Genomic DNA, 12,129 nt, shown 5'->3' on the forward strand with positions numbered 1-12,129 from the left:
AAAACAGGAGACATACACAATCAGGCCGGGTCAATTGCTCATGAAAATCCCGGGTCAGTTCTCAACGAAAATCAACAACTGTGTGCGATCTGTCGTATGGCAGGAGTGCTTCGTGCCGCGGGACGATCAGCATGATGCCGCGTGGTTGCTGCAAAGCCGGGATGCTGTGCGAGTGTGAGCAGGGATACACCGGCCGTCAGGGCAAGCTGTCTGGATGATACTGAGGCCGTGATGGCGGTACGGGAAAAGGAAAACATGGCAGAAATTCCGCAAATAGAAAAATACATGAAATATAAATGGATATTGTATTAACATCGATGAATATCCTGAGTATTCCCGGCTGTTATAGATAAAATTTTATATGCGTTGTTCATAGAAACTGTCATTTTAATTCGTTAAATGGGGACAAAAAAATCAGAGGGCGGCGTATTGTCTGCGGAACCAGACAAGGGCCTTGCCGGAGCCGGGCTGCAGATTAATGGTCTCGACCTCTCCGAAGATGACCGTATGCGTTCCGACTTCTGCGATATCGGCAATGCGGCACTCCAGAGATGCCAGAGCATCACCGAGGACCGGCAGTCCTCCGGCGCCGCGTTTCCAGTCTCCTTCAGAAAAGCGCTCATCCATACTCAGACGACTGGTGGCGAAGCGGCCGGAGAGCGTGTCATGGCTGTCGGAAAGAATGTTTACGGCCAGACGACCATGGGCGAACAGATGGGCATGAGAGCTGCTGGTGCGGTTGACGCAGACGAGAATGGTCGGCGGCGTATCTGATACGCTGCTGACGGCGGAGGCTGTAAAGCCGTGGCGTCCGTTCGGACCGTCTGTGGTGATGATGGTTACGGCACTGGCCAGAAGCGACATGGCATCACGAAAGGAGGCGGTATCAACGGAATTCCTGATATTGTTCTGTGTGAGATGAGTGATCGCATTCATGGCGGTGTTCTCCGTGCAAGGGAAAGGGAGGGCAGGGGGGCAGCATTGCAGGACGGCGTGCGGAGGACGGCAAGGGCCGGATCGTTGTCAGGGTCGTACCCGAACACTTCCCATCGAATGACCAGGTGCAGCAGGATACCGATGACCGGTGCGCTGATCATGATCCAGAACACATTGGTTCCGAGAGTTGAGAAAAGACCAGGCAATGACCAAAGGGTTACGGTTGATGCGATTCCTGAGGTGATCTGTGTGAGGCCGATACCGGTACCTCGCAGCTCTGTCGGAAAGCTGAGTGTGGGATAGACCATCTGCTGGCATCCGGGACCAAAGCCCTGCGCGAACAGGAAGGCTGCAAATCCGCCGATAAACAGGACAATTTCCGGAGAAGAATGCGGTGTTCCGATCAGGGCGAGCGTGGCTATGCCTGCAATCTGGACGGCAAAACCTGCAAAGTTGATGCTGCGTGATCTGAAGCTGCGTGTGAGGCTTATACCGATAAGGCCGCCTGTAAATGCGAAGACAAGATTGAGCAGGATCGAGATCATCAGCACTTTGGTACGGGAGATGTGAAGTGTGGAGGCGAGAAGCGTTGGGGCCCCGAAGGCGATGGTCGCGTATGAATAGGCGCTTACAATTTTCAGGCCGGAAACCAGAATGGTACGGTTTAAGAGAGGGGCGCGTAATAACGCAGAGGTTTTCGGAGGTTCGGGACGTGGCTGCTGGACGCTCACCTGCAGTATGGGATCGACGCCGTGTGTCGCACGCAGGATTTCCGCTGCTTTCTTGAGGTCACCATTGCGCGCGACCCAGACAGGTGATTCACTCATATAGCGGCTGCGGACCAGGATGATGATCAGTGCAGGCACCGCTCCGAATGCCAGTGATGCACGCCACAGCCAGTCCGGGTGATCGGCCGGTGTGATGGCATTGAGTGCGAATACGATCAGGAAGCAGACGGAAGACGCGGCATACCATGTCGGGCACCAGGCCGCGACACGCGATGCCTTGCTGCCTTTTCCGGAAAGTTTTGAAAATTCCGAAAGGAATGCCATGGCGACGGGAAGGTCCATACCGACGCCGAAGCCCATCGCGAAGCGAGCCACGATCAGCACGGATGCGGTCGGGGCGAAACCGGCGGCCAGAGCGGCAATGACGAAGCATGCCATATCCGCCATGAAGACGGCATACCGGCCGATGCGATCCGTCAGCCAGCCGCCGACGACACAGCCGATGATCGTGCCGGCCGTCATGGCAGCGGCGACAAGGCCTGTACGGGCGTCTGTCAGACCGAAATGTTTCTGAACATCCCCGATGCCATAAGACAGGGTTGTCAGATCATAGGCATCGAGAAACACGCCGCCAAGTGCGAGAAGTACGATGGTATTGGCGTGGCCTTTCCCGGAGGGGCCACGATTGACGATGGCCGAGATATCACCGGCCGAGCGGATGACGGGACGATCCGGCGGGATCGTCTCAGACTGAACATGCGCCATTCTTATACCCCGATGCAGGTGTGCTGCGGGAGAAGGGGGATGGTATCCGCGAGAGCACGGGCTACGGATTCAGCATTGGCGGTGACTTCGGGCAGACCCATCAGTTCGCCGAATGTACCCCGCGACATCGGACCGGCAATAAAAAGACGGTCATGAGAAAGACCTTTCGAAAAAGCCCTGTGATCAGAGGATGTATGAATACCGAGCCCTGTGGGATCGGCTTCGATCAGTCCCTGCAGATGCAGTGATCGCAGACAGGCGTTACGGGTGAGAAGTCCTGCGTGATCCGGGCCGGTTGCATTGATGACATATTCGGCCTTCAGGATCTGCGATGCGCTGTTGCGGGGCCGGATGGTCAGGGTAATTCCATCAGAGGCAGCCTCGATATTTTCGATACGGGCAGCAAGAATTCTCAGGCTTCTCTCTGCGAGCCTCCGATCCAGGACGGCTTCGATCTGGGGTGCGATCCGGAACCGGTGTACATCCCAGAAAGGACGGAGATGTCGGATAAGACGGCGGCGTTCCTCAAGGGGCAGCGCGGACCAGATGGCAGGCCCCTGTCTGCGGGCAGCATCCAGCACGTCCTGCCATGGATGTTCCGGATTATCCGATATCGCTTTGCGGATAAGGGCCAGAATGGCATTTGCGGTGCGGGCGGGATCAGTGGTGAAATCCCCGACCGGTGCCGGAGTGCCTGCGGCGTGGCCGCGTGAACGCAGACCGCGGCGGGAGAATGCGGTGATGACGCCATGATGGCCGCGTGCTGTCAGGCTTGCCACGATATCGGCCATGGTCAGCCCGGTGCCTGCGATCGCGATCCGGGCGTCGGGCGGGATGTTGTCCAGCGCTCCGTCAGGCCAAGGATCGGTAATCAGGCGTGCATCTTCCGCAATGGCGCGGAGCGGGCCCGGGAGCGACGGGGGAAGATGGGAGGTTGCGATCACGACGGCGTCCGCACGGAGACTCCGGCCGGAGCCGGTTGTGATTTTCCACCCGTCTCCGTCTTTCTGAATGGAGGTTGCGCGCTCCTGGATATGAAGCAGGCGTCCGGCTTTCTGTTCAGGCGCGAGACGTGCGGCGAGATAGGCTCCGAATGCCGCCCGTGAGGGGTAGATGTGTCCGTCCGGGGTAAAGGCGTCGGGGTCGTCTGCTTTCAGCGCGGCATGATCAAGCCATGAATTGAAATCACCCGGAGCCTGCGTATCGATGCTCATGCGTGCAGCCGGGACGTTGATCCGATGCACCGGATCGGATGTGCCGTATGCCTGTCCTGCACCAAGCCGGGAACGCGGTTCGATGATGGCGACTGAGTCCGCACCCAGATCGGGACGGGCACGGAGCAGATGCCAGGCGACCATGGCGCCTGTTGCGCCGCCGCCCGTGACTGCAACCCGTACGTGGAGATCAGACTGTGGCATCAGGACGCCGAAACCTGTTCCGGCCGGTGGCTGCCTGCGATTGTCTCTCCGAACGGTCCCATATTGCTGGAGGCTGTGGCGGTGCGGATCGGATGTGCCACGGGCAGCAGCGGCAGCACCAGTTCTCCGAATGTGTAGGCTTCCTCCAGATGCGGGTAGCCTGACAGGATGAAACTATCGCAGCCTGCCTCGCGATATTCATCGATGCGTTCGGCAATCGTTGCGGGATCACCGACCAGCGCCGTGCCCGCGCCGCCGCGGACAAGGCCCACACCGGCCCACAGGTTAGGGCTGACCTCAAGCCTGTCCCTGCGGCCGCCATGTAATGCGCTCATCCGGGCCTGTCCGACGGAATCCAGCCGGGCAAACACGGACTGGGCTTTGGCTATGGTGGCGTCATCCAGCCGGGAGATCAGGCGATCTGCGGCGGCCCATGCTTCGGCCGTGGTTTCGCGTGCAATGACGTGGAAGCGGATACCGAAGCTGACCTCCCGCCCTTCCTTGGCGGCGGCATCGCGCATGCGGGCGATTTTCTCGCGCACCTGTGCGGGCGGTTCACCCCATGTGAGGTATTTGTCGATCCGTCTGGCCGCAACCTGAATCCCTTCATCGGATGAGCCGCCGAAATACAGCGGCGGTCCGTTTTTCTGATAAGGCGGAAAGAGCAGGCGGCCGTCTTCAATCCGGAAATGCGGCCCCTTATGCTCCACCGTCTCTCCGCGCAGCAGTCTGGAGTAGATATCAAGAAATTCGTCGGTGATCTCGTATCGTGTCCTGTGATCCAGGAACAGGCCGTCACCGCCGTTCTCGCGCGGATCACCGCCTGTCACGACATTGATCAGCAGACGTCCGCCCGACAGGCGGTCGAGCGTGGATGTCATACGTGCGGCAAGAGTCGGTGACTGAAGGCCCGGACGGACGGCGACCAGAAATTTCAGGCGGGATGTGGATGTGATGAGTGATGAGGCGACGACCCAGGAATCCTCACAGCTGCGGCCCGTCGGCAGCAGGACGCCGTAATAGCCGAGGCTGTCGGCGGCCTGGGCAATCTGCTGAAGATAAGGCAGATCGACAGCGCGTCCGCCCTCGGTGGTTCCCAGATAGCGGCTGTCACCGTGTGTCGGGAGGAACCACAGAACGTTGATCTTGTCAGGCGTACTCATGATGCATTCTCTGGTGCTCTGGAGGGGGTGTGCAGGTCTGTGCCATGGGTGCTGCGGCGGAGAGCTGCGGGGCGGCAGGCTGCGGCAGGATGTGTTTCCGGCAGAAGATCATGTCCGAACAGCCGGTGCCGCAGTGTCTCTCCCGCACGCGGAGGGTCGGGCAGGCGACCGCGCCGGCGCAGTTCGGGGGCGATCAGCTCTGCGTAATCATCCAGTGTTTCAAAGGTATGATACTGACGCATGTTGATGCCATCGATTCCGTCCTCGTCGAGCCAGGATTCCACGGCGTCTGCAATCTGTTCGGGAGTTCCGACGACGAAAAAGCGTCCTTCATCAAAGGTGCTTATCTGATCTATGGCGTTTCCGATCGTCTGTTCCGTTCCGAAACGGCGGCCCATATTGCCGAAGGGACTGCCGGACTGTTCCAGCGCCTGAGCGATCGTCATGGAGCGGTCATAGGCGCGCAGATCAAGCTCGGCCTGTGCATGAACCAGCGCGCCTTCGACGCTGTAGAACGTGCGGTACCGGGCCAGCTTGCTGCGTGCCTCTTCTTCCGTCCGTCCTGCAATCAGACCGGCCATGACATAGAATTTCAGATCTGACGGATCGCGCCCCTGCCGGGCCGCTGCGGCACGGGTGCTGGCAATATTGGCGCAGACCTCATCACGCGTGCGGCCGCCGATGAAGATGGCCTCTGCATGGCGTGCGGCCGTCTGAAGGCCGCGGGACGAGCCTGTGGCCTGAAACAGAACCGGCGTGCGCTGGGGCGTCGGCTGCACGAGATGCGGGCCTTCGACGCGGAAATGGGGTCCGGCGTGATGAATGCGGTGGACACGTGCCGGATCGGAGAAGATATCCGCCTCCCTGTCGGCGACGATGGCATCGCTCTCCCAGCTTCCTTCCCAGAGTTTATAGAGTACCTCGAGATATTCGTCAGCACGCGTATAGCGGTCGTCGTGCGGGACCTCATCATTGAGGCCGAAGTTGCGTGCGGCGTTGGGCAGATAGGATGTGACGATGTTCCAGCCTGTCCGTCCGCCGGTCAGCAGATCAAGCGTGCTCATGCGCCGGGCAAAAGCGAAAGGGGGTTCGTAGGTCGTGGAAAATGTCGTGGCGAACCCGAGGTGTTCGGTCACTGCGGCCATTGCGGGGACGATGGACAGCGGGTCCAGGTTGGGAATCTGAAGGCCGAGGCGCAGGGCGGCTTCCACACCACCGAAGCGATCATAAACGCCCACGACGTCAGCCAGAAAGATCGCGTCCACACCTGCACTTTCCGCACGGCGCGCGATATCTAGCCAGAACGCCATCTCTCCGAAGCGGTGCCGGTTATTACCAGGTGCCCGCCACATGCCGTGGACGATGTGGCTGACGCAGGCCATCTCGAAGAGATTGACGTGCAGCGTCTTGCGGGAGGCGGTCATGTGTCCTCTCCGGTCTTACGGGACTGGTTCACGCGCTTCTGAGCATCCCGATAGGGCGTCCAGAGCCTTGTGCCATTCAGTTCGAGATCGCCCAGTTCCCGCTGACGCTGTGCTGCCGGGTTATGGGAGGCCAGCGTACGTGCATTGCGCCAGTGCCGGTCAAACCGCCGCGCTTCCGAGGTGGCGGAGGCGCCTCCCACCTCAAAGAGTAGGGTTGTGGCTTCAAGGGTCTGCTGGGCGATGATCTGCTGTGCCCTGAAGATGTCCTCCTGGGCGGCCTCAATACGATCATCGTCCTTGTGGCCTGAAAGCCAGAGCGGCTCGACCGATGCCAGCGCCTCTGCGCCGCGATCGGCCAGTGCTGCCGCGGAGAAGGCGAGGGCGGAGAGTCGTCCGATCACGCCCTGCACGACGGGATCATCCCGCTGCACGACCTTTCCCGGTACGCCGAAAACGCGGGTGCGGGGGCGCACGAAGTCAACCGCATCGCGCAGTGCGGCTTCTGCGATACCGGCGAGTGTCGTGTTGTGAAACTGCTGGTAATAGGCGGCGAGAAACGCCTGAACAGGAGTCTCTCCGGGCGGAGACCGGTCGATAATCTGCTCGGATGAGACAGGAACATTGTCGAAAACGGTTGTTCCGCTGCCGGTCAGGCGCTGACCGAATCCGTCCCAGTCATCAATGCGCGTGACACCGGGTGCGTCGGCGGGCACCAGCACGCGGACGCGTTCATCACCCTGAGAGGCCCATACGATGATCCAGTCCGCATATAATGTGCCGGTGGAATAGTATTTGGTGCCGTTAAGACGCAGCCCGTCAGGCGATGTGGTCACGGCGGTCGTTACGGATGTTTCGTCTGAACGCTCGGCCATGGCCGCACCGAATATGGCGTTGCTTCTGATCAGCTGCAGCCAGCGCTCCTCATGCGGCAGACCGGCGCGCAGTGTTTCCACGAATGCGAAATGGGCGCGGAAAATCTGTGGAATATTTGAGTCTGCAGCTGCAAGTTTACGCAGGAGACGAAAGCTCTGAGGGAGTGATGCTCCTGATCCGCCTTTTTCCTGAGAAAGACGGAGACGTCCGAATCCCGCACGGGCCAAGGCTGAAACCGCATCGCGGGCCAGGGTCCGGTTGTGTTCGCGCTCTACAGTTCCACGGGCAATATCGTTGATATGGCCGAGAAATATTCCGTCGAGACTGTCAGGCGCCGGGGCATGGTGCGGGAGAGTCATAATAACTTTTTACCATCGTTGTTGGGTAATTAAACCATCATTGATTCGTACAAATCGGTCAATAAAAAAATCAGATAAATTTGTTAAATTAATTATTCACTATAATTAAAAGTTATTTTTAGGAGGGGGTAGTGTCCGGCCATTACCCGACAGGGGGCGGATCTCTTGCGGGGTCACAAATCCGGAACAGGGTGCTGAAAGGGAGTGCAGAGGTGGATCCGCGTCATATATTTTTCTGACGATAAAGGGCTGCTGCTTTTTCGTGCCTGTCGGCTGTTATGCGCGCCGAATCACTGTGCCTGCGTTTTTTCCTGCTCGGGCGGAAGCGTCGGCGTCATGACATTTTGTGCTGCTGATCACATGTCTGATGGGCTGTTCATGTGGCATATTTTTCGGGTGTATGTTTCCTTCCCGTACACCGGCGGGACAGGTTTTTCTTTCCTCCTGCGCTTCGTGAGATAATGTCCCGGCATCATGGCCATCGATTCTGCCTTTCTTGATGAACTGCGTGCGCGGGTTCCGCTCGCTCCGCTGATCGGGCGGCGGGTCAAGCTGGCGCGGTCGGGGCGGAACTGGAAGGGATGCTGCCCCTTTCATGGCGAGAAGACTCCCTCTTTTTACGTGTATGATGATCACTTCCACTGTTTCGGCTGCGGGGTGCACGGGGATGCCATAAGCTTCGTGATGCAGATGGATGGCCGGAGCTTTCCGGAGGCTGTCGGGCAGCTTGCGTCCGAGGCGGGGATGGATGTGCCCCGGCCGACGCAGGAAGACCGTGCGGCAGTGGCCAGAAAGCGTGGTCTTGAGGATGTGCTGGAGGCGGCGCAGCAGATTTTTGTCCGCAGTCTGCGGGAGCCTGCGGGACGTGAGGCGCTGGCCTATCTCCGGAGGCGGGGACTTACGGACGGGACCGTTTCGGATTTCGGTCTCGGCTGGGCACCGGAGGGGCGTGGGGTTCTGACGGAGATGCTTGGCCGGGAGGGGATTTCCCCGGAGATGATGGCTGAGGCCGGGCTTATGCGTGTTGATGAGCACGGGCATCCGAAGGGAGAGCTGTTCTGGGCGCGTGTGACGTTTCCGATCCGGGACCGGCGCGGGTCCATCGTGTCATTTGGCGGGCGGACGATGGGGGATGGTCAGCCGAAATATCTCAATGGTCCGGAGACGGGGCTGTTTTCCAAGAGACGGCTTCTGTTCGGGCTGGATCGTGCCCGTGCTGCGTTGCGGGCGCCGCGGACATCCCGGGATGAGGTGCCGCCTGATCTGATTGTTGCGGAAGGATATATGGACGTGATTGCCCTGCATCAGGCGGGCTTTCGCGGGGCGGTTGCGCCGCTGGGTACGGCGCTGACGGCGGAGCAGCTTGAGATGCTGTGGCAGAGTGCGGCTGCGCCGGTCCTGTGCCTGGACGGGGATGCGGCGGGACGCAGGGCGGCCGTGCGGGCGACGGAGACGGCGCTGCCGCTGATTTCCAAGGAGCGCACGCTGCGTCTGTGTCTGCTTCCGGAGGGAGAGGATCCGGACAGTCTGCTGCGCGGCAGCGGCGGCACCCCGGCGATGGCTTCCCTTCTGAGTCAGGCACGTCCTCTGTCCGATATCCTGTTCGATCTGCTGGCCGGAGGGACGCCTCCCGATGCCGGTCCGGAGGCGCGTGCGGCGCTGAGGGAGAGGCTCACGGCAGCGGCGGCGACGATTGCGGACAGGACGCTGGCGTCCGAATACCGCTCCACGCTGCTGGACAGGTTTTATGCCACGTTCCGCAGATCCGGCCGGTCGTCCGGGAGTGCGGGATGGCGATCATCTGACGGGGGGCGTCCGGGCGTCCGGCCGACGGAACACAGAGAGGTTGTTACGGATGTGCAGCGGAGTCGCCAGACAGTTCTGATGGCTCTGATCCTTCAGGAACCTTCCATTCTGTCTGCCGTTGAGGACGCATGGTGTCAGATGGAGCTTCCTGACGACCTGTCAGAACTGAGAGAGGCTGTTCTGGACTTTGCGGCAGATGGTCTCTCAGGGGCTTCGCAGGGTTTGCGTCCCGATGATGCGGCGCGGGTTCTGATGGAGAAACTGGCAGAGGCCGGACTGGACATGCAGGCGGGAGACGTGCTCCGTGCGGCTCTTCTGCGGCAGGCCGGGGTCTCCGGGTCTGACGATGATCCTCTGTGGTCCTCTGCGGAAGCCCGGTGGTGGCATTTTTTCGGAATGCTGAACAGACGGGTTTTTCTGGAGGAAGTTGAGAAGGAGACGTTGCTGATGGTAACGAATCCGCCTGATGCGGAAGCCTGGCAGAGACTGAGCCCGAGGCTGGAGGCTGCGGAGCGCCTGAGGCGCGCCGACAGCGGCCTGTAACTTTTGCTGACTGTTGCAGAAAAGTAACAGGGGCTTGACTCAGGAGGTGGGATGGACCACCTCCACGCTGCCTCTTTCTTTATCTGATCGTATTTGCCGATGGGTGCGTTGTGACAACGGCGGCTCATGGCGGGGAGACTGTGCTCGATATGGCAACCAAAACCGCTACCGGTTCCGCTGCTGCCACTGCTGATACGGATGGCGATTCCAGCCTTCTGGACACGCAGTCCGCGGCTGTCAAAAGGCTGATTGCGAAGGGCCGTGAGCGCGGCTACATCACTTTTGACGAGCTGAATGCGGTGCTGCCTCAGGATCAGATGTCCTCCGAGCAGATCGAGGACGTGATGGCTGTCCTGTCCGAGATGGGCATTCAGGTGGTTGAGAGCGAGGAGAACGAGGACTCCGAGAACGCCGAGAAGGACGGGGAGTCCGGCAGCGAGGAAGAAGAGGAAGCGGAGGCCGAAAGCAGCGAGGGCAGCCCTTCGGGGAATGTCAGCGAGAATATCGGCCGGACCGACGATCCCGTCCGCATGTATCTGCGTGAGATGGGTGCGGTTGAACTGCTCTCCCGCGAGGGCGAGATAGCGATTGCCAAGCGCATCGAGGCCGGCCGGAACGAGATGATCGGCGGCCTGTGCGAGAGTCCCCTGACGTTCCATGCGATCGTGGCCTGGCATGAGCGTCTCAAGGCTGGCGACATGCTTTTGCGCGACATCGTTGACCTTGAGGCGATGCAGTCCGGTGCGAATGGAGATGTTCCGGTTGACGAGGCTGAGGGCGGAGAGTCCGAGGCTGATGAGACGGAGGAGTCAGAAGACGGCGAGATGGAGGAGGAGGGCAGCGGCCTTTCCCTTTCTGCTCTTGAGGAGAAGCTCAAGCCGGAAATCTTTGAGCTGCTTGATGAGATCGAGCCGCTTTATACGAAGCTGCGTCGTCTGCAGGAGAAGCGCATCGGTGCGCTGACCAGCGGCGAGGAAAATTCAGAGAAGACCGAGGATGCCTATCTGAAGCTGCGGCGTGAGCTGGTGACGAAGGTTGAGCAGATTCATCTGCATAACAACCGTATTGAGGAGCTTGTTCTTCAGCTTAAGGAGATGTTCCGCGGGCTGAACGTGCTCGAGGGACGGATGCTGCGGCTGGCGGAAAGCTGCCGGGTCTCGCGTGATGACTTCCTGCTGAAATATCGTGGCAACGAGCTCGATCCGGGCTGGGTCGGCACGGTGTCTGCGCTGCCCGGGAAGTCCTGGAAGAACTTCGTTGCCAGACACGGCACGGATGTCGAGACGCTGCGCAGTCAGGTTGCGGATCTCGCGCATCGGACGGGGCTGTCCGTGGGTGAGTTCCGCCGCGTCTATGCGACGGTTGCCCGTGGCGAGCGGGATGCCGCGCGCGCGAAGAAGGAGATGATCGAGGCCAATCTGCGTCTCGTGATCTCGATTGCGAAAAAATATACCAATCGCGGCCTTCAGTTCCTTGATCTGATTCAGGAAGGCAATATCGGCCTGATGAAGGCGGTCGATAAATTCGAATACCGTCGCGGTTATAAGTTCTCGACCTATGCGACCTGGTGGATACGGCAGGCGATCACGCGTTCCATTGCGGATCAGGCGCGCACAATCCGTATTCCGGTGCATATGATCGAGACGATCAACAAGCTTGTCCGCACCTCCCGGCAGATGCTGCATGAGATCGGGCGTGAGCCTGCACCGGAGGAGCTGGCTGAGAAGCTGGGGATGCCGCTGGAGAAGGTCCGCAAGGTTCTCAAGATTGCCAAGGAGCCGATCTCGCTCGAGACGCCGATAGGTGACGAGGAAGACAGTCATCTGGGCGACTTTATTGAGGACAAGACGGCGGTCATTCCTCTTGATGCGGCCATTCAGACCAATCTGCGTGAGGCGACGACGCGGGTTCTGGCCTCTCTCACGCCGCGTGAGGAGCGTGTCCTGCGCATGCGCTTTGGTATCGGTATGAACACTGATCATACGCTGGAGGAGGTTGGTCAGCAGTTCAACGTGACTCGTGAGCGTATTCGTCAGATCGAGGCGAAGGCGCTGCGCAAGCTCAAGCATCCGAGCCGCAGCCGCAAGCTGCGGTCCTTCCTGGACGACAACTGA

Annotated in this window: 9 protein-coding genes; 2 read left to right on the forward strand and 7 right to left on the reverse strand. The window is 59.9% G+C overall.

Annotated elements, in window-relative coordinates:
- Positions 1-71: 71 nt before the first annotated feature.
- The 7 genes from LOC54_RS04310 to LOC54_RS04340 all read right to left on the reverse strand — a co-directional run bounded on the left by LOC54_RS04310 (position 72) and on the right by LOC54_RS04340 (position 7,666).
- The gene (locus LOC54_RS04310; protein WP_279312602.1) at positions 72-257 is read right to left on the reverse strand and encodes a hypothetical protein; all 186 of its coding nucleotides are present in this window, start codon (positions 255-257) and stop codon (positions 72-74) included.
- 157 nt (positions 258-414) lie between these two features.
- Positions 415-936, reverse strand: coding sequence for a flavin reductase (locus LOC54_RS04315; protein ID WP_279312603.1), 522 nt, complete (start codon positions 934-936; stop codon positions 415-417).
- Positions 933-2,429 carry an MFS transporter gene (locus LOC54_RS04320; protein ID WP_279312604.1) on the reverse strand — a complete coding sequence of 499 codons (1,497 nt, stop codon included), beginning with the start codon at positions 2,427-2,429 and terminating at the stop codon, positions 933-935. Before LOC54_RS04320 ends, LOC54_RS04315 begins: the two co-directional genes overlap by 4 nt.
- A gap of 2 nt (positions 2,430-2,431) precedes the next feature.
- Positions 2,432-3,847, reverse strand: coding sequence for an FAD/NAD(P)-binding protein (locus LOC54_RS04325; RefSeq protein WP_279312605.1), 1,416 nt, complete (start codon positions 3,845-3,847; stop codon positions 2,432-2,434).
- Positions 3,847-5,010, reverse strand: a complete 1,164-nt coding sequence (gene ssuD, locus LOC54_RS04330; protein ID WP_279312606.1) for an FMNH2-dependent alkanesulfonate monooxygenase — start codon at positions 5,008-5,010, stop codon at positions 3,847-3,849. The genes LOC54_RS04325 and ssuD overlap by 1 nt, the downstream gene beginning before the upstream one ends.
- Positions 5,007-6,434 carry an NtaA/DmoA family FMN-dependent monooxygenase gene (locus LOC54_RS04335; protein WP_279312607.1) on the reverse strand — a complete coding sequence of 476 codons (1,428 nt, stop codon included), beginning with the start codon at positions 6,432-6,434 and terminating at the stop codon, positions 5,007-5,009. Before LOC54_RS04335 ends, ssuD begins: the two co-directional genes overlap by 4 nt.
- Positions 6,431-7,666: an acyl-CoA dehydrogenase family protein gene (locus LOC54_RS04340; RefSeq protein ID WP_279312608.1), complete on the reverse strand. Its 1,236-nt coding sequence runs from the start codon at positions 7,664-7,666 to the stop codon at positions 6,431-6,433. Before LOC54_RS04340 ends, LOC54_RS04335 begins: the two co-directional genes overlap by 4 nt.
- 474 nt (positions 7,667-8,140) lie before the next feature.
- On the opposite strand from LOC54_RS04340, the gene dnaG reads away from it, so the two are divergent.
- Together dnaG and rpoD are read left to right on the forward strand one after the other, a co-directional pair.
- On the forward strand, positions 8,141-10,015 hold the full coding sequence (dnaG, locus tag LOC54_RS04345) for a DNA primase (RefSeq protein WP_279312609.1): 1,875 nt from the start codon (positions 8,141-8,143) through the stop codon (positions 10,013-10,015).
- A 149-nt stretch (positions 10,016-10,164) separates the two neighbouring features.
- Positions 10,165-12,129 carry an RNA polymerase sigma factor RpoD gene (gene rpoD, locus LOC54_RS04350; RefSeq protein ID WP_279312610.1) on the forward strand — a complete coding sequence of 655 codons (1,965 nt, stop codon included), beginning with the start codon at positions 10,165-10,167 and terminating at the stop codon, positions 12,127-12,129.

This window comes from Acetobacter sp. AN02 (assembly GCF_029759835.1).
Classification (GTDB): domain Bacteria; phylum Pseudomonadota; class Alphaproteobacteria; order Acetobacterales; family Acetobacteraceae; genus Acetobacter.